The sequence below is a fragment of the Streptosporangium sp. NPDC023825 genome (assembly GCF_040639575.1).
In the GTDB taxonomy this organism is placed as follows: domain Bacteria; phylum Actinomycetota; class Actinomycetes; order Streptosporangiales; family Streptosporangiaceae; genus Streptosporangium.
Window position 1 is genome coordinate 1 of sequence record NZ_JBFAAE010000064.1, and the last position, 16,703, is coordinate 16,703.

At 73.0% G+C, this 16,703-nt stretch carries 14 protein-coding genes; 7 read left to right on the forward strand and 7 right to left on the reverse strand.

Going from position 1 to position 16,703, the window contains the following annotated elements; translation table 11 throughout:
- Window positions 1-359: 359 nt before the first annotated feature.
- The gene (locus tag AB0G15_RS35840) at window positions 360-992 is read right to left on the reverse strand and encodes a DsbA family protein (RefSeq protein ID WP_362678016.1); all 633 of its coding nucleotides are present in this window, start codon (window positions 990-992) and stop codon (window positions 360-362) included.
- A 160-nt stretch (window positions 993-1,152) separates the two neighbouring features.
- Between AB0G15_RS35840 and AB0G15_RS35845 the strand changes: the two genes are divergently transcribed.
- Together AB0G15_RS35845 and AB0G15_RS35850 are read left to right on the forward strand one after the other, a co-directional pair.
- Window positions 1,153-1,758 (forward strand): TetR family transcriptional regulator, encoded by a 606-nt coding sequence (locus tag AB0G15_RS35845; RefSeq protein ID WP_362848780.1) that lies wholly within the window; start codon window positions 1,153-1,155, stop codon window positions 1,756-1,758.
- Window positions 1,758-2,708 carry a hypothetical protein gene (locus AB0G15_RS35850; RefSeq protein WP_362848783.1) on the forward strand — a complete coding sequence of 317 codons (951 nt, stop codon included), beginning with the start codon at window positions 1,758-1,760 and terminating at the stop codon, window positions 2,706-2,708. The genes AB0G15_RS35845 and AB0G15_RS35850 overlap by 1 nt, the downstream gene beginning before the upstream one ends.
- Window positions 2,709-2,739: 31 nt before the next feature.
- Here AB0G15_RS35850 and AB0G15_RS35855 read toward each other — a convergent pair whose 3' ends face one another.
- Window positions 2,740-3,561 carry a hypothetical protein gene (locus AB0G15_RS35855; RefSeq protein WP_362848786.1) on the reverse strand — a complete coding sequence of 274 codons (822 nt, stop codon included), beginning with the start codon at window positions 3,559-3,561 and terminating at the stop codon, window positions 2,740-2,742.
- Entirely contained in the window at window positions 3,558-4,049 is a 492-nt protein-coding gene (locus AB0G15_RS35860) for a SigE family RNA polymerase sigma factor (RefSeq protein WP_362848789.1), read from the reverse strand. Before AB0G15_RS35860 ends, AB0G15_RS35855 begins: the two co-directional genes overlap by 4 nt.
- 176 nt (window positions 4,050-4,225) lie before the next feature.
- Here AB0G15_RS35860 and AB0G15_RS35865 point away from each other — a divergent pair, with 176 nt between their 5' ends.
- The 3 genes from AB0G15_RS35865 (at window position 4,226) to AB0G15_RS35875 (ending at window position 7,963) form a co-directional block, all read left to right on the forward strand.
- Entirely contained in the window at window positions 4,226-5,053 is an 828-nt protein-coding gene (locus tag AB0G15_RS35865; RefSeq protein ID WP_362848792.1) for an undecaprenyl-diphosphate phosphatase, read from the forward strand.
- A 389-nt stretch (window positions 5,054-5,442) separates the two neighbouring features.
- Window positions 5,443-7,248, forward strand: a complete 1,806-nt coding sequence (locus tag AB0G15_RS35870) for a glycoside hydrolase family 15 protein (RefSeq protein ID WP_362848795.1) — start codon at window positions 5,443-5,445, stop codon at window positions 7,246-7,248.
- 247 nt (window positions 7,249-7,495) lie between these two features.
- A complete protein-coding gene (locus AB0G15_RS35875; protein WP_362848797.1) occupies window positions 7,496-7,963 on the forward strand; it encodes a DUF417 family protein in 468 nt (155 codons plus the stop codon).
- A gap of 117 nt (window positions 7,964-8,080) precedes the next feature.
- Here AB0G15_RS35875 and AB0G15_RS35880 read toward each other — a convergent pair whose 3' ends face one another.
- Entirely contained in the window at window positions 8,081-9,310 is a 1,230-nt protein-coding gene (locus AB0G15_RS35880; protein WP_362848800.1) for a PHB depolymerase family esterase, read from the reverse strand.
- A gap of 284 nt (window positions 9,311-9,594) precedes the next feature.
- On the opposite strand from AB0G15_RS35880, the gene AB0G15_RS35885 reads away from it, so the two are divergent.
- On the forward strand, window positions 9,595-12,270 hold the full coding sequence (locus tag AB0G15_RS35885; protein ID WP_362848802.1) for an ATP-dependent helicase C-terminal domain-containing protein: 2,676 nt from the start codon (window positions 9,595-9,597) through the stop codon (window positions 12,268-12,270).
- Window positions 12,271-12,388: 118 nt separating this feature from the next.
- Window positions 12,389-13,795: an amidase family protein gene (locus tag AB0G15_RS35890; protein ID WP_362848805.1), complete on the forward strand. Its 1,407-nt coding sequence runs from the start codon at window positions 12,389-12,391 to the stop codon at window positions 13,793-13,795.
- Window positions 13,796-14,078: 283 nt separating this feature from the next.
- Here AB0G15_RS35890 and AB0G15_RS35895 read toward each other — a convergent pair whose 3' ends face one another.
- The 3 genes from AB0G15_RS35895 to AB0G15_RS35905 are packed head-to-tail and all read right to left on the reverse strand — an operon-like array spanning window position 14,079 to window position 16,696.
- Window positions 14,079-15,086, reverse strand: a complete 1,008-nt coding sequence (locus AB0G15_RS35895) for an aldehyde dehydrogenase family protein (protein WP_362848807.1) — start codon at window positions 15,084-15,086, stop codon at window positions 14,079-14,081.
- A complete protein-coding gene (locus AB0G15_RS35900) occupies window positions 15,079-15,276 on the reverse strand; it encodes a hypothetical protein (RefSeq protein WP_362848810.1) in 198 nt (65 codons plus the stop codon). The genes AB0G15_RS35895 and AB0G15_RS35900 overlap by 8 nt, the downstream gene beginning before the upstream one ends.
- Window positions 15,269-16,696 carry an aldehyde dehydrogenase family protein gene (locus AB0G15_RS35905; RefSeq protein ID WP_362848813.1) on the reverse strand — a complete coding sequence of 476 codons (1,428 nt, stop codon included), beginning with the start codon at window positions 16,694-16,696 and terminating at the stop codon, window positions 15,269-15,271. Before AB0G15_RS35905 ends, AB0G15_RS35900 begins: the two co-directional genes overlap by 8 nt.
- Between the last annotated feature and the right edge of the window lie 7 nt (window positions 16,697-16,703).

Consider the following 16,703-nt stretch of genomic DNA (forward strand, 5'->3'; position numbering starts at 1 on the left):
GCCAACGTCGACGTCTCCGCCTTCGCGGGGCAGAGCGTCCGGATCCTGGTCGAGGCCGGTGACGCCTCCGGCGCCTCCCTGGTCGAGGCCGGGGTGGACGACGTCAAGCTGACCCGCCAGTGAGCGGGACGGTGACCCGGCCGCGGTAGGCGAGACCGGGTGCGGCCCGCTCCTTCCCCTCCACGGGCCGTCCGGAACCCCTCCGGACGGCCCGGCACGCGGGTCGCACCCCTCGCGGAAGGAACTCCCTCTCGCGCAGGGACCGCTCGCGCAGTGACCGCTCGCGCAAGGCCCGCTCGCGCATGGACCACTCGCGCAAGGCCCGCTCGCGCAAGGGCCCCTTCGGGGCCGGTGGTCCGTCAGCTCGGATCGTCGAGCCGGGGCTCCTCGTGCGGGGCTCCCTTGAGCTCGTGGAACCCCGGGGTCGCGGCCACCAGCAGCGTCCCGTCCCACAGGCGGCCCGCCTGCTCGCCCACGGGAGCCCGGGAGATCACCGGGCCGAAGAACACCACGCGCTCGCCACCGGTGGCGGGGCCGGTGGCGGCGATCACCGGGGTGCCGACGTGCTCGCCGATCAGGCCGATGCCCTCCGCGTGCGAGGCGCGCACCGCCTCGTCGTAGGCCGTCGACGTCCCGGCCCCGGCCAGTTCCGGCGGCAGGCCGGCGGCGACGAGGGAGTCGTGCAGGGCACCGGCCCAGTCCTCCCCGCGAGCACGCCCGACGGTCCACATCGCGGTGTGGAGCCTCCCGAGCGCCTCCTGGCCGTACTCCTGCCGCACGGCCATGCAGATGCGCACGGGCACCCACAGGTACCCCTCCGTGTCCCCCTCGGGATCCTCGTCGCGGCCCTCGTTGAGCACCGACAGGCTCATCACGTGCCGGCGCACCTCGACGGGCCGCACCCGCTCCACCTCCGCCAGCCACCGGGAGGTGATCCAGGTGTAGGGGCAGGAGGGGTCGAACCAGAAGTCCGCGATCGTCCTGTCCGTCATTTCCCGTTCTCCGATCGTCGTCCTCTGGGCCGTGCCCGGGCAATATGCCACCTTCGCCGAGCCGCGCGCCACAACCGGCCCGCTCGCCTCCCCGTTCTCCGGCACGTAAAAAAATGTACCAGGTTTGCTTTTAAACCTGGTACGCCTTTACCGTACTCGCATGGCAGGACTACGGGAGCGGAAGAAGGAGCAGACCCGGCGGCGGATCGCCGCGGTGGCGCTGCGGCTGTTCGCCGAGCGCGGCTTCGACGCGGTGACCGTCAACGAGATCGCCGAGGCCGCCGAGGTGGCGAAGGTGACGCTGTTCAAGTACTTCCCGACCAAGGAGTCACTCGTCCTGCTGGGAGTGGGCCAGGAGGACCTGGCGGGGATCGTCGCCGCGCGGCCTCCCGGGCAGTCACCGCTGCAGGCGCTGCGGGAGCACTACCGCGGGTTCGCCACCGAGCCCGCGGAGGCCGTGGACAGGGACACGCTGATCGTCCAGATGCGGGTGATCTTCGCCAGCCCCGCGCTCAGCAGCGGGGCGAACGACCTGCTCCACGGCCAGCGTCTGGCGCTGGCCCGGGTGCTCGCCGAAGAGCGCGACGAGCTGACGGCCGCTCTGATGGCCGCCCAGATCACCGCCTCGGCGCTGACCCTGCAGGAGAGGTTCTTCCGCCACCTGGTCTCCGGCGCCTCGCTGGAGGAGGCGGGCAGCCGCCTCTGCGGGGACGTCGAGCTCGCCTTCGACCTACTGGAAAACGGTCTCGACCAACCGGGAGAGTAATGCGCGCAAAAGGGATCAACTATGACACCGGGTTCCTCCCCGGCCAGGACAACACCCGCAAGGTGTTCGACCCCGACGCCGTCCGGCACGACATGGGCGTCATCGCCGGCGAGCTGCACTGCGACGCCGTACGGATCTCCGGTGGCGATCCCGCGCGGCTGAGCGTCGCCGCCGGGCACGCCGCCGCGGCGGGGCTCGAGATCTGGTTCGCCCCCTTCCCCGTCGACCTCCCGGCCGAGGAGATGCTCTCCACCTTCGCCGACGCCGCGGAACGGGCCGAGGCCGTACGGCGCGGCGGGGCCGAGGTGGTGTTCGTGGCCGGATGCGAGATCAGCGCGTTCGGCCCCGGGTTCATCCCCGGCGCCACGTACCGCGACCGCATGCGGACGATAGACGAGGCCGACCTGGAGTGGTGGTCCTCGCTCGGCCCCGTCCTGGAACGGCTCAACGGCTTCCTGGCCGAGAGCGCGGCCGTCGTCAGGTCCCGCTTCGGCGGCCGGATCACCTACGCGGCGGCCCCCTGGGAGTTCGTCGACTGGGGCCCGTTCGACATCGTCGGCACCGACAGCTACCGGGCCGCCTACAACGCCGGCACCTTCAGGGAGGAGCTGCGCGAGAAGTTCAAGCACGGCAAGCCGGTCGCGGTGACCGAGTTCGGCACCTGCGCCTGGCGGGGCGCGGGCGAGCGCGGCGGCATGGCCTGGCTGCCGCCCGAGGGCGCCGTACGGGACGAGGGCGAGCAGGTGCGCTACCTCACCGAGCTGTTGGACGTCTTCGAGGAGGAGGGGGTGGACACCGCGCTGTGGTTCACCTTCGCGGGCTTCGGCCGCGTCGGGGACGGCGACCTCGCCTCCTACGGCGTGGTCAGGATGCTCGACCGGGAGCGCTGGACGCCGAAGGAGGTGTTCCACACGATGGCGGCCAGGTACGCCCGCGGCCGGGCCGTCTGACGGGAGCCGTCCCGGGGGCCGGAGGGCCGGGTCAGGAGGACGGGCGGTCGTAGACGCCGATCGCCCAGCGGCCGGGCTTGCTGCCCACCTTCGCCATCACCCGCTCCAGCACCCGCGTGTCCATCCGCGGGCCGATCAGAGCCCAGATCATGTAATGCCCGCGGCACATCCCCGTCCTCTCCACCTCCTTCTCCGGGCACTTCAGCTTTTTGAGCGCTTCACGGGAGATGCGCGGCCTGGGGGGAAGCACCCAGACCGTTGCGCTCTGCTCGCGCGACGTCCAGCCGGGGGGCACCGACTCCTTGCCGTGCTGCGAGGTCAGCCCCGGCCGGCCGCTGCCGCATTCGCCGGCGGAGCCCGAGCGGTGTTTTCCCGCCCCGGTCACCTTGACCACCACCGCCCTCGGGTCCTCGCAGACGACCCGGAATCCGGTGAAGACACTGGTCGGGGTGAACGTCAGGGTGCGTTTCACGCCCAAGGTATTCGACCGGTACGCGTAGATAAGACGCATTTCATGACGATTCATCAGGTCGTTGACGGTCGCGGGAAGGTCCTTGCCGGAGACGGGCGGGACGGCGGTGGGGACGGGCGTGGGGTCGGCGGCGACGGCCACGATCGGCGCCTCGCCCCCGCCCCGGCCGGTCAGCGACGGCACCACCACGGCGACCGCCAGCGCCCCGGCGGTGAGGACCGCCGCGGCCGCGGCCGCCGTCCGCCGCCGCCGGATCGCCCGGCCCCTGGCGAGGATCGCCTCCAGCCGGTCTGTGCTCCCGACGCCCCCGCCGGCCCCGCTGCCGCTGCCCGCGCCGCGCTCCTCCAGGAGCGTCCTGAGGTCGTCCTCGGTGTTGCTCATCGCCGCGCTCCCATCGTCTCCTGGATCCCCTGGTCCACCCTGAGGCGGGTGAGAGCCCTGTTGAGCTGGCTCTTCACCGCACCGACCGAGCATTCGAGCACCCGGGCCACCTGGGTCAGCGGCAGCTGCTCGAAGTAGTGCAGGACGACCACCGCGCGCTGGCGCCCGGACAGGGTGCCGATCGCCGTCCACAGCGCGTCCCGATCGCCGACGTCGCTCGTGAAGTCCTGCCCGTCCGGCCGTTCTGGCAGCTCCCCCGTCGGGATCTCCCGCCGCCAGCGCCGCCGCCACCAGGAGGCGTGGGTGTTGGCGATGATCCGGTAGACGTACGGGTCCGGATCGCCGTCGATCCGCCGCCAGGCGAGCCAGGCCCTGGCCAGCGCCGTCTGCACCAGGTCCTCGGCGATCGCCCGGTCCCTGGTGAGGAGGTACGCCGCTCGCAGCAGCCGCTCGTGGCGCTGCTCGACGTACTCCGCGAACTCCGTCATCGTGCCTCCGCCTCGGTGCTCCGATGATGACTACCGTCCGGCGGGCGGGTTCGGTTTACGGCGGATCACGAAAGAATCGCGGCCGGCATCGGCCGAACGGCCGGGTCACAGTTGCTCCGCCGCTCCGCTAGCCTCGCGTAGGTTACGCACGCGCTGGTACGGAAGGTGCTCATGTGATGGGCTGGTTCGAAGCGGTGGTCCTCGGACTGATTCAGGGATTGACGGAGTTCCTGCCGATCTCCTCCAGTGCCCACATCAGGGTCGTGTCGGCGTTCTTCGGCTGGGAGGACCCCGGGGCCGCGTTCACCGCGGTCATCCAGCTCGGCACCGAGGCCGCGGTGGTGATCTACTTCCGCAAGGAGATCTGGGAGATCATCTCCACCTGGACCCGCTCCTTGTGGACCCCCGACCTGCGCGCCCACCACTCCGCCCGGATGGGCTGGTACGTCATCGTCGGCACCATCCCGATCGTGGTGCTCGGCCTGCTCTTCGAGGACTCCATCGACAACGCCTTCCGCGACCTGCGCCTGATCGGCACGACCCTGATCGTCTTCGGCCTGGTCCTGTGGTTCGCCGACCACACCGCCCGCAACAGGCTCACCCTGGAGCGGCACCTCAGCTTCACCCACGCCCTCATCTACGGCTTCGCCCAGTCGCTCGCCCTCATCCCCGGCGTGTCCCGCTCCGGCGGCACCATCAGCGCCGGGCTGCTGCTGGACTACCGCCGCGAGGAGGCCGCCAAGTACTCCTTCCTGCTCGCCATCCCGGCCGTGCTGGGCGCGGGCTTCCTGCAGCTGTTCAAGATCGGCGAGGGGAAGGCGCCCGAGTGGGGCCCCACGATCCTGGCCACCGTGATCTCGTTCATCGTGGGCTACCTAGCGGTCTCGTGGTTCCTGAAGTACATCAGCACCCACCGCTTCACCGGCTTCGTGATCTACCGGATCGCCCTCGGGATCATCATCATCGCCCTGGTGAGCTTCGGGGTCCTCGACCCCTCGGCCTAGAGCCCGCCCGGCGAACGATCACGGCTCGCGCGGCCGGGAGAAGTGCGCCCGTCACGTGAACGGTCTTGGTGAAAAGCAGGGAGAACCGGGACTTGGTGAAAAGCAGGGAGAACCGGGACTTTGAAAGCGACATTTCCGGTAAGGACTATTAAGACGTAACAAAATGGTTGTCTCATGCCGACACCGGCTGCGGGGTGAGCAGTGTCGAACGCGTCACGTGGACAGGGCCGTTCCGAAGGCGAGCCCGGCGATCGCCCACGCCGTCCGGCCGCGACAGGACTCGCGACAGGACAGGGCCCCCTCCGCCCGCCAGGACCACCCGGGCCGCCCGAACCGCCCGGCTCGCCGCGGGCTCCACGAGCCTCCCCGGGGGATGGGCGAGGTGCCCGATGAGCACGCGATCGATCAACGACCACGCCCTGCTGTCGGACTGCCGATCCGCCGCGCTGGTCACCTCCGACGGCTCGGTGGACTGGCTGTGCCTGCCGCGGTTCGACAGTCCGGCGCTCTTCGCCCGGCTGCTCGACGAGGACGCCGGATACTGGTCGATCCGCCCCACCTGCCCCACCGAGGTCACCCGCCGGTATCTGGAGCACACCCTGGTGCTCGAGACCACCTTCCGCGGCCGGGACGGAACCGTGGTGCTCCTCGACGCCCTCGCCCTGGGCAGCCGGGAACGCGGGCACTCGCTGGGCGCGTCCTCGCCCGGCCTGCTCCTGCGTCAGGTGACCTGTGTCGAAGGTCGCGTGCCCGTGGAGGTGGCGTACGCGCCGCGGCCCGAGTTCGGGCTCATCCACCCCCTGATGCAGCCTGTCCGAGGCGGCCTGATCGCGCGTGGCGGGGCCAACGTCCTCGCCCTGTCCAGCCCCGTCGAGCTGCGGGTGAGCGGCTCGGTCGCGGACGTCGTCGTCACCCTGCGCGCCGGGCAGAGCCTGGGGTTCGCCCTGCAGGCCGGCTGGGCGTGGGCGCCCGACCCGCTGCGCCGTACTCCCCGGTACATCGCGCGCCGGGCGAAGGACACCGTCTCGGGCTGGCGCTCCTGGTCGCGGCATCACGCCGACTACGAAGGCCCGTGGCGTGAACAGGTGAACCAGAGCGGCCGGGTGCTGCGTGCGATGACGTACTCCCCCACCGGGGCCATCGTGGCCGCGGCCACCACCTCCCTGCCCGAGAGCATCGGCGGGGAGCGCAACTGGGACTACCGCTACACCTGGATCCGGGACGCCAGTTTCACCCTGCAGGCCCTGTCCACCGCCACCTGCAAGGTCGAGGAGACCGCCTTTTTCGCCTTCCTCGCCAACGCCTCCGCCACCCAGCTCGACCGCGGCGTCGACCTGCAGATCATGTACGGCGTGGGCGGCGAACGCGATCTGAGCGAACGGCACCTGCCGCACCTGCGCGGCTGGCGGGGCAGCGCGCCGGTGCGGGTCGGCAACGACGCCTGGCACCAACGCCAGATCGACGTCTACGGAGAGTTGCTCGACGCGGCCCATCAGATCTACCGCGACACCGGCCCCCTCGACCCGTTCACCCGCGCGTTTCTGGTCAGGGTGGCCGAGACCGCCGCCCGTCGCTGGCGGGAGCCCGACCAGAGCCTGTGGGAGATCCGCGGGTCCGGCCGCCACTTCACGCACTCCAAGCTGATGTGCTGGGTGGGACTGGACCGGGCCATCGCGCTGGCCCCGATGCTGGGGGCCGGCGCCCGGATCGCCGACTGGACGCGCACTCGGGAGGAGATCCGCGCCGCGATCCTGGCCCAGGGCTGGAACGAGCGCGCGGGTGCCTTCACCCAGACGTTCGACGGCACCGACCTCGATGCCGCCGTGCTGGTGATGCCCATGGTCGGGTTCCTCCCTCCGGACGATCCGCGGGTGCGGTCCACCGTGCACGCCGTCGCCACCCACCTGACCGACGACCGAGGCCTGGTACACCGCTACCACGCCACCGACGGGCTCCCCGGCCAGGAGGGCACGTTCCTGCTGTGCACCTTCTGGCTCGCGCAGGCCCTGGCCCTCACGGGACAGGGTGCCGCGGCCAGGCGGGCGTTCGAGACCGCCGCGTCGTACACCAACGACGTCGGCCTGCTCGCCGAGGAGGTCGACTCGGCCACCGGGGAGCCCCTCGGCAACTTCCCGCAGGCTTTCAGCCACATCGGCCTGATCAACGCCGCCCGCGCCATCGGCGACATCACCTGACTCCCGGTGCCGGTGGCGAGCCGGGCGCTGCCGGCAGGTGCCGGTACGCCGGACCGGTCGAGACGATGGAGCGCTCAATCGGCTCGTGGGCCCGCGCCCCGCATCCCCCGGCCGGCCTGTGGTCCTGCCCGGCGCCCCGCACCCCCCGGCCGGCCTGTGGGTCCTGCCCGGCGAGCCGCTGATACGGCCCGGCGTAGACTGGGCACACGCAGGACATTCGCGACGCGTCATGCGAGGGGATACCCGTATGAGAATGCGACCCGCGGCCGCCCGCGATCTCCAGACCGCGGGGGCCTCAGCACTTCGTTTCGGGCTGGCGCTCAACCTGGTGGTGATCGGGCGGCTCAAGTTCGAAGACTACGAGGTCGAGAACATCCGCCCCCTGATCACCTCGAGCCCGCCGTTCTCGCGGCTCGCCGACATGCTCGGCGAACAGCGGCTGGCCAGGCTCATCGGCGTGTCGGAGATCGCGATCGGATCGCTGATCGCGGCGAAATCCTTCGCCCCCAGGGCCTCGGCCCTCGGCAGCCTGGCGGCGGCGGGGATGTTCACCTCCACGCTCAGCTTCCTGATCACCACGCCGGAGGCCTGGCAGGAAAGGCGCGGGGAGCCGAAGCTCTCCCTCGCGGGCCAGTTCCTGCTGAAGGATCTCGTCCTTCTGGGAGCCTCCCTGTTCACCGCCGCCGAATCCCTGCGGGCCGCCTCGCGCCCGTAGTCCCCGATTCCGGCCGGGGCCGATGATCGCGGGTGGTCTCGTCGAACGGACGAAAGGCCGGTCGGCTGATCAGCCGGCCGGTCTTTCGCGTCCGGGTGCCCGCCGTCCGGCGGCTCGCTAGCACTCGCTGTCGGCGACCACCCAGTGGTTGGGGCCGGTCTGCTTGAGACCGTGCGTGACGAGGGTGTTCCACAGGCCCATGGCGTTGTCGGACCCGTTGGCGTAGGTGTAGCCGCCGGAGTGGTAGGCCCGTCCGGCGACGGTGTGGGCGTAGTTGCTCGCCCTGACGCAGGTCTGGGGCACCGTCGGGGTGGGGGTCGGGGTCGGGGTCGGGGTGACGGTCGGGTCCGGGGTCGGCTGCGTGCCACCGATCAGGCCGAAGAACTGCGCGTCGTGGTAGGCCGAGCAGATGGTGTCGAGGAAGTACGCCGCCGCGCTGCCGCACTGGTCGGCGGCGCCGCCGGGATCGATCGGCAGGCCGTGTCCCATGCCGGTGATCTCGTACACGCGCACCACGTCGTTCCCGTACACCTTCAGGGAGGTGCCGCCGGTGAGGCTCCGCGTGGAGGTGGGGCTCTGCGAGACGCCCCGCACGTTCGTCCACTGGTCGCGCAGCTGGGTGGCGTTGGCCGGGACGACGGTGTAGTCGGCCGTTCCCTGCCAGATCGCGACGCGCGGGTACGGCCCCGAGTAGCCGGAGTGGGCGCCGCGCACCAGGTCGCCCCACTGCTGCGGGGTCTTGCTGACCTGACCGCGCTGGCAGGGGGAGGCCTGGAGAAGGCTGGTGGCGCACCGGTACGCGAGCCCGGCCCCGATCGAGCCGCCCGCGAAGACGTCCGGGTACGTGGCGAGCATGACGGCCGACATCGCCCCGCCCGCCGACAGGCCGGAGACGTAGACGCGCGCCGGGTCGGCCCCGTAGGTGGAGACCGCGTAGGCGACCATCGAGCGGATCGAGGCGGCCTCGCCCTGGCCCCGGGTGGTGTCGCCGGTCTCGAACCAGTTGAAGCAGCTCGACCCGTTGTTCGCGCTGCTGGTCTGCGCCAGCACGAGGGTGAATCCCGACTGGTCGGCGTACTTGCGCCACCCCGAGCTGGCGAAGTAGCCGCTCGCGTTCTGCGTGCAGCCGTGCAGCAGGACCACCAGCGGGCGTCCGGCGGTCGACCCGTCGGGCCGGTAGCTGTACATGGTGAGATTGCCCGGGTTGCTGCCGAACGAGCCGACCTGGACGAGCGACGCGGCCCGGGCGGGAGACGTCGTCGCGGTCGCCGCGCCGAGGAGTCCGAGCAGTCCGAGCGACAGGGTGAGAAGGATGCGGAGAAGACCCGCCGGAAGGGATGCGGTCATGGCGTGCTCCTTTGTGGCCCTGTGACCTGTGTCACCGGCCCTTACCAGCGCACGTTAAAACCGTCGTAACCCGTTTGACATGTTCCCGAGACACACTCTTCGTCCCCGCGTTATGGATCACACGGTGGCGGGCTTTCCCCTCCCCGGGTCTTCCCCTCCCCGTACCTCCCGGGCCCCGGGCTCGCCCGGACTCACCGGGCGCCACGGGCTCGACGGGCTCGACGGGCTCGGGCCCAGGCGATCGCCGCGTCTCACCGGGTACCGGACTCGGGGACACTGGACGGGTGCGTTCCGACTGGTCCGGCCTGCCCGTACGTCACGCCCTGCCCGAGTTGCTCGCGGCGCTGGACGGGCGGGGCGTCGCCGTGCTCACCGCTCCCCCGGGCACCGGCAAGACCACGCTCGTCCCGCTCGCGCTGGCCGGGCTCCTCGACGGCTCGGCGCCCAGGCGGGTGATCGTGGCCGAGCCGAGGCGGATGGCGGTACGGGCGGCGGCGAGGCGGATGGCGTGGCTGCTGGAGTCCGAGGTGGGGGCGGAGGTCGGGTTCTCGATACGCGGCGAGCGCAGGGTGGGTCCGAGGACGGTCGTCGAGGTCGTCACCACGGGAGTCCTCCTGCAGCGGCTCCAGCGCGACCCCGAGCTCGAAGGCGTGGACGCGGTCCTGCTCGACGAGTGCCACGAGCGCCACCTGGACGCCGACACCGCGCTGGCGTTCCTCCTCGACGTCCGCGCCGCGCTCCGCCCCGACCTGCGGATCGTCGCCACCTCCGCCACCGCCGACGCCGCCCCCTGGGCCCGCCTCCTCGGCTCCCCCGGCGACGCCGCCCCCTCCGAGATCCCCGGTGAACCCGGTGAACCCGGTGAACCCGGTGAACCCGGTGAACCCGGTGAACCCGGTGAACCCGCGCCGATCGTGCACGCCTCCGGCACCATGCACCCGGTCACGCCCGTCTGGGCACCGCCCACCGGGCCCGTCGCACCACCCCACGGCATGCGGGTGGACCCGGCGTTCCTGGCCCACGTCGCCGGTGTCGTACGGCGCGCGCTGGCCGAGCACGAGGGGGACGTGCTCTGCTTCCTGCCGGGCGTCGGCGAGATCGGCCGGGTGGCCGCGATGCTCCCCGGCGTCGAGGTCCTCCAGGTGCACGGCCAGGCCCCGGCCCGCGTCCAGGACGCGGTCCTGTCCCCGGGCGACGGAAGGAGGGTGGTGCTCGCCACCTCGGTCGCCGAGTCGAGCCTGACCGTGCCGGGCGTGCGGATCGTGGTCGACTCCGGCCTGGCCAGGGAGCCCCGCACCGACCACGCGCGCGGTCTCGGTTCGCTCACCACCGTCCGCGCCTCCCGGGCCTCGGCCGTCCAGCGGGCGGGGCGGGCGGGCCGCGAGGCGCCGGGCGTGGTCTACCGGTGCTGGTCGCGGGCCGAGCACGACCGGCTGCCCGAGCACGCGCGACCCGAGATCGCGCTCGCCGACCTGACCGGCTTCGCCCTCCAGGTCGCCTGCTGGGGCGATCCGGCCGCCACCGGCCTGGCCCTGCTCGACGCGCCGCCACCCGCCGCGATGGACGCCGCCCGCCGCACCCTGTACGCCCTGGGCGCTCTGGACTCCCCCGGCACCACGCGGCCACCGGGCGCGCCGGAGCACTCGCCGGATCTTCCTCCCGTGGGCCGGGTGACCGACCGGGGACGGCGGATGGCCGGGGCCGGGGTCCATCCACGCCTGGCACGGGCCCTGATCGACGCCGGTACAGCCGGTACGGCCACCGGCACGGACGGGACCGACGCCGGTTCCCGGGCCGCCGAGGTCGTGGCGCTGTTGTCGGAGCAACTGCCCAGGGACGCGGGCGACGACCTGGTGGCGGTCTGGCGCTCCGCGCGCCAGGGCGGTGACGGTTTCCCCGCCCGCTGGCGCCAGGAGGCGGGACGCTTGGCGCGGGCCGTACCCGGCACCGCCCGGCGTACGGACCGGAAAGCGGCGGGTGGCGTCCGGCCGGGGAACAGCGACGACGCCGTGGCCGGGACGGTCGTGGCGCTGGCCTACCCGGAGCGGGTGGCGCGGCGGCGCGGCGGCGCGTACCTGATGGCCTCGGGAACGGCCGCGGAGCTGCCGCGCGGGTCGCGGCTGGGGACGGCGGAGTGGCTGGCCGTCGCGGTCGCCGACCGGCCCACCGGAGCGGCGTCCGCCAGGATCAGGCAGGCGGTGGTGATCGACGAGGAGATCGCCAGGCTCGCCGCGGCCTCCCTGTACAGCTCCGGTGAGGAGATCACCTGGCATACCCCGCCGGGAGGACGGCGCGGCGACGTGTCGGCGCGGCGGGTGGAGCGGCTGGGCGCGATCGAGCTGTCCAGCGGCGCGCTCCGCGGCGCCGACGTGCGGCCCGCCGTCCTGGAGGGCCTGCGCGCGGAGGGCCTGTCGATCCTGCGCTGGACGCCCGAGGCCGTGGCCCTGCGCGAGCGGCTGGCCTTCTGCCGCCGCACGCTCGGCGACCCGTGGCCCGCGACGGACGACGACGCGCTGATCGGCGCGGCCGACCGCTGGCTGGAGCCCGAGCTCTCGCGGGCCCGCCGCCGGTCCGACCTGGAGCGCCTCGACGTGGTCTCCGCGCTGCACCGCCTGGTCCCGTGGAACGCCCGGCTGGCGGAGGTGGCCCCGGAGCGGGTCGAGGTGCCGAGCGGGTCGCGGGTCAGGATCGACTACTCGGGCGAGCAACCGGTGCTGGCCGCCAAGCTTCAGGAGCTGTTCGGCTGGGCCGAGGCGCCGCGCGTCGCCGGGGTCCCGCTGGTGATCCACCTGCTCTCCCCCGCGGGCCGCCCGGCCGCCGTCACCGCCGACCTGGCCTCCTTCTGGCGCGAGGGCTACCGCGCGGTCCGCGCCGAGCTCCGCGGGCGCTATCCCCGCCATCCCTGGCCCGACGATCCCCTGTCGGCCACCGCCACCCGCCGCACCAACCCCCGCCGCTGACCCCGGCGAGCCGGAAGCCCGGGTACGCCGGGTGAAATAACGCCGATGAGCCGGACAAGTCATCTGATTGAGACGTAGGGCGCTTCCCCTTACGCATTCGCCAGACCACACTCGGTGCATGTCGTGGGTGGGAAGTTCCGCAGTGGAGATCGCGGATGCCGTGCGACGGGGGAAGGTCACGGCACCCGTGGTGGTCGCCGAGCACCTCGACGCCATCGCCGAGCGCGACGGGCGGGTCGGGGCGTTCCGCGTGGTCCTCGCCGAGCGGGCGCTGGCCGAGGCGCGAGCCCTGCAGGAGCGGGAGGACCTGTCCGGGCTGCCGCTCGCCGGGGTGCCGATCGCGATCAAGGACAATGTCGCGACCCGCGGGGAGGCGTCGCGCAACGGTTCGGCGGCGACGCCCGACGTGCCCGCGGACGAGGATCATCCCGTGGTCGCCAGGCTGAGGGCGGCGGGCGCGGTGGTCGTCGGCATCACCAACGTGCCGGAGCTGTGCCTGGCCGGATTCTCCGACAGCGTGTACGGCGTCACCCGCAACCCGTGGGACCCGAGCCGCACCGCCGGCGGCTCCTCGGGCGGGAGCGCGGCGGCCGTGGCGGCGGGCATGGTCCCGCTGGCCCACGGCAACGACGGGCTGGGCTCGCTGCGCATCCCCGCCGCCTGCTGCGGCCTGCTCTCGATCAAGCCGGGACACGGGCTGGTCCCGCCGCCGGAGCACGACTGGTACGGGATGTCGGAGAACGGGCCGCTGGCCACCACCGTGGCCGACCTCGCCCTCGCCCTCGCCGTCATGGCGGGCGACATGTCGCTGGCGACGCCCGGGGAGAGCGAGGCCCTGGGCGTGGGCCGCGCCATCGACGACTACCCGGGCGGGCTGACCCTGTCGGAACCGCTGAGGCTCCGGGTCGCGGTCGCGCCGATGCCGCTGCCGCCGGGGCTCTCGGTGGACGCCGAGTTCCAGCGGGCGGTGACCGAGGCGGCGGAGGCTCTGGGCGCGGCGGGGCACACCGTGGTGGACCACCCCGAGCGGATGTCCCTCCGGGTCGGCGCCGCCGCCGTGGCCACCTGGTTCGCGTGCGCCAGGGGCGACGTCGAAGGCCTCGACCCGCGCGGGCTGGAGCGGCGCACCAGGTCCCTGGCGAGGATGGGCCGACTGCTCGCCAGGTTCGGGGCGGACGGCGCGGCGGGCCGCGACCGCTGGCGCGCGTACGGCGCCGACCAGTGGTTCGGGAACGCCGACGTGCTCGTCACCCCGACGCTCGCCGCCGTGCCGCCGCCCGCCGAGCGCTGGGGCCACCGGGGGCTGCTGGCCAACGCCCGCGTCAACCTGGCGTACGCGCCCGCCACCGCGGCCTGGAACATGGCCGGCTGGCCGGCCATGAACGTCCCGTACGGCAGGCACTCCACCGGCACGCCGATCGGGGTCCAGCTCGTCGCGGCACCGGGCGGCGAGGCGCAACTCCTGGCCCTGGCCGGCCAGCTGGAGGCCGCCCGCCCCTGGACCCGCCACGCCCCGCTCACCTGACCACCGGCCCCGCCGGTCCCGCCAGGCCCGGCGGCCCGGACGCGGCGGGACTGACGCGGCGGGACTGACGCGGCGGGACTGACGCGGCGGGACTGACGCGGCAGAACGGATCCGGCGGGACGGACGCGGCAGAACGGATCCGGCGGGACGGACCCGGCGACGCCTGGCGCGCCGGACCTGGCGGACCGGGCGTCGCAGACCGGACGTCGCAGACCGGACGCGACGGAGCCTGGTGGGGCCTGGCGACGCCTGACGGAGCCTGGCGCGCGTCAGGCCGGGCGCGTCAGACGCCGGTGGGGTGCCAGACGGTCTTGGTCTCCAGGAAGGCCGTCAGGCGCCTGGTGCCGGGGTCGGCGGACCAGTCGGTCGCCGCGGGGCGGAAGACCCGCTTGAGGTTCTCCGCCGCCGCCTCCTCGCACGTGACCGCCAGGCCCTCGTCGGCGACCCCGGTGAGGTCGAGGGCGTTGACGTCCATGTGCGCGGCCAGCCAGGGGGCGATCTCGGCGACCGAGCCGGTGAGGATGTTCACCACCCCGCCGGGCAGGTCCGAGGTGGCGAGCACCTCTGCCAGGGTGATCGAGGGCAGCGGGGCGCGCTCGCTCGCGATCACGACGCAGGTGTTGCCCGTGACGATCACCGGGGCGATCACCGAGACGAGCCCCAGCAGCGGCTCGTCGGGGGCCACCACCGCGACCACGCCGGTCGGCTCCGGCGAGGAGATGTTGAAATAGGGCCCGGCGACCGGGTTGGTGGACCCGGCGACGGCGGCGATCTTGTCGGACCACCCCGCGTACCAGACCAGCCGGTCGACGGCCGCGTCCACGACCTCCCCGGCCTTCTTCGTCCCGGTCTCCGCCAGCTCGGCGACGAACTGGGCCCGGCGGCCCTCCAGCATCTCGGCGACGCGGTAGAGGATCTGCCCCCGGTTGTACGCGGTGGCGCCCGACCAGCCGCCGAAGGCCTTGCGCGCGGCCGTCACCGCGTCGCGGGCGTCCTTGCGGGAGGCCTTGGACGCGTTGGCGAGGAAGTCGCCCCTGGAGGAGGCCACGGCGTAGGACCTTCCGCTCTCGGAGCGCGGGAACGCCCCGCCGATGTACAGCTTGTACGTCTTGCGCACGGCGAGCCGCGCGGGCCCGTGGCCCGCCCTGCCCTCGACGCCCTCGACGCCTCCGCCACCCTCGCCGGCCCGGTTTCCCGCGCGGCCCGCGACGTCCTCGCTCGTACCGTCCGCCGCGGGGGCACCGGCCTGCTTGCCCGCCCGTGCACGGCCCGGCCGCTCCGCCTTACTCATTTCCCAGCCCTCTCCACGAGCTCTCCTGCTGCGCCAGCCGGGCCGGCACGAAGATCTGACCGCAGCGGCTCACGCCGCACCGGTGGGCGAACCAGCCCCGCAGCACCGGCCGTCCGGCGCGGGCGAAGCCGTGGCCCCGGGTGCTCTGGGCACGGCGGGGGCGGCGTCTGGCCCTGTGATGCTCACACATCGAGATACGCCTCCAGCCCGTGCCGCCCGCCCTCGCGCCCGTATCCGGACTCCTTGTAGCCGCCGAACGGCGAGGTGGGGTCGAACCGGTTGAAGGTGTTGGCCCAGACGACGCCGGCGCGGAGCCTGTCCGCCATCCACAGGATGCGCGAGCCCTTCTCCGTCCACACGCCCGCCGACAGGCCGAACGGGGTGTTGTTGGCCTTCTCCACCGCCTCGGCCGGGGTGCGGAAGGTCAGCACGGACAGGACCGGGCCGAAGACCTCCTCGCGGGCGATCCGGTGCGACTGGGCGACGCCGGTGAAGATGGTCGGCGGGAACCAGAAGCCCTTGTCGGGCAGCGAGCAGGCCGGGGACCAGCGCTCGGCGCCCTCCGCCTCCCCCAGGTCGGACAGCTCGCGGATCTTGGCGAGCTGGGCCGCGGAGTTGATCGCGCCGATGTCGGTGTTCTTGTCCAGCGGGTCGCCCAGCCGGAGGGTGCCGAGCCGCCGCTTCAGCGCGTCGAGCAGCTCCGTCTCGATCGACTCCTGCACCAGCAGCCGGGAGCCCGCGCAGCAGACGTGGCCCTGGTTGAAGAAGATCCCGTTGACGATGCCCTCGACGGCCTGGTCGAGCGCGGCGTCCTCGAAGACGATGTTGGCGGCCTTGCCGCCGAGCTCCAGGGTGACCTTCTTGCCGGTGCCCGCGACCGACCTGGCGATCCGGCGGCCGACCTCGGTGGAGCCGGTGAAGGCCACCTTGTTCACGTCGGGGTGGTTCACCAGGGCGGCGCCGGTCTCGCCCGCGCCGGTCACGATGTTGACCACGCCGGGCGGCAGGTCGGCCTGCGCGCAGATCTCCGCGAACAGCAGCGCGGTCAGCGGGGTGGTCTCCGCGGGCTTGAGGACGACCGTGTTGCCGCAGGCCAGCGCGGGCGCGATCTTCCACGCGAGCATGAGCAGCGGGAAGTTCCACGGGATGACCTGGCCGGCCACCCCGAGCGGGCGCGGGCTGGGGCCGTACCCGGCGTAGCCGAGCTTGTCGGCCCAGCCGGCGTAGTAGAAGAAGTGGGCCGCCACCAGGGGCAGGTCCACGTCGCGGGACTCGCGGATCGGCTTGCCGTTGTCCAGGGACTCCAGCACGGCCAGCTCGCGCGAGCGCTCCTGGATGATGCGCGCGATCCGGAACAGGTACTTGGCCCGCTCCGAGCCGGGCATCGCCGACCAGACGCCGAACGCCTTGCGGGCGGCCTGGACCGCCCGGTCGACGTCGGCCTCGGTGGCCCAGGCGACCTCCGCCAGGACCTCTTCGGAGGCCGGGTTGACGGTCTTGTTGCGGTTCTCACCCTGGGAGTCGACCCACTCGCCGCCGATGAACAGGCCGTAGGACGGCCTGATGTCGACGACGTCACGCGACTCGGGCGCCGGTGCGTACTCAAACATGTGAACG

What these genes read in the sequence shown, in the direction of transcription:
- AB0G15_RS35875 (WP_362848797.1), top strand. Translation starts at nt 7,496, where the DNA reads ATGAGAATGCGACCCGCGGCCGCCCGCGATCTCCAGACCGCGGGGGCC.
- AB0G15_RS35855 (WP_362848786.1), bottom strand. Translation starts at nt 3,561, where the DNA reads ATGAGCAACACCGAGGACGACCTCAGGACGCTCCTGGAGGAGCGCGGC.
- AB0G15_RS35900 (WP_362848810.1), bottom strand. Translation starts at nt 15,276, where the DNA reads ATGTGTGAGCATCACAGGGCCAGACGCCGCCCCCGCCGTGCCCAGAGC.
- AB0G15_RS35860 (WP_362848789.1), bottom strand. Translation starts at nt 4,049, where the DNA reads ATGACGGAGTTCGCGGAGTACGTCGAGCAGCGCCACGAGCGGCTGCTG.
- AB0G15_RS35880 (WP_362848800.1), bottom strand. Translation starts at nt 9,310, where the DNA reads ATGACCGCATCCCTTCCGGCGGGTCTTCTCCGCATCCTTCTCACCCTG.
- AB0G15_RS35890 (WP_362848805.1), top strand. Translation starts at nt 12,389, where the DNA reads ATGTCGTGGGTGGGAAGTTCCGCAGTGGAGATCGCGGATGCCGTGCGA.
- AB0G15_RS35870 (WP_362848795.1), top strand. Translation starts at nt 5,443, where the DNA reads ATGAGCACGCGATCGATCAACGACCACGCCCTGCTGTCGGACTGCCGA.
- AB0G15_RS35865 (WP_362848792.1), top strand. Translation starts at nt 4,226, where the DNA reads ATGGGCTGGTTCGAAGCGGTGGTCCTCGGACTGATTCAGGGATTGACG.
- AB0G15_RS35840 (WP_362678016.1), bottom strand. Translation starts at nt 992, where the DNA reads ATGACGGACAGGACGATCGCGGACTTCTGGTTCGACCCCTCCTGCCCC.
- AB0G15_RS35895 (WP_362848807.1), bottom strand. Translation starts at nt 15,086, where the DNA reads ATGAGTAAGGCGGAGCGGCCGGGCCGTGCACGGGCGGGCAAGCAGGCC.
- AB0G15_RS35905 (WP_362848813.1), bottom strand. Translation starts at nt 16,696, where the DNA reads ATGTTTGAGTACGCACCGGCGCCCGAGTCGCGTGACGTCGTCGACATC.
- AB0G15_RS35850 (WP_362848783.1), top strand. Translation starts at nt 1,758, where the DNA reads ATGCGCGCAAAAGGGATCAACTATGACACCGGGTTCCTCCCCGGCCAG.
- AB0G15_RS35845 (WP_362848780.1), top strand. Translation starts at nt 1,153, where the DNA reads ATGGCAGGACTACGGGAGCGGAAGAAGGAGCAGACCCGGCGGCGGATC.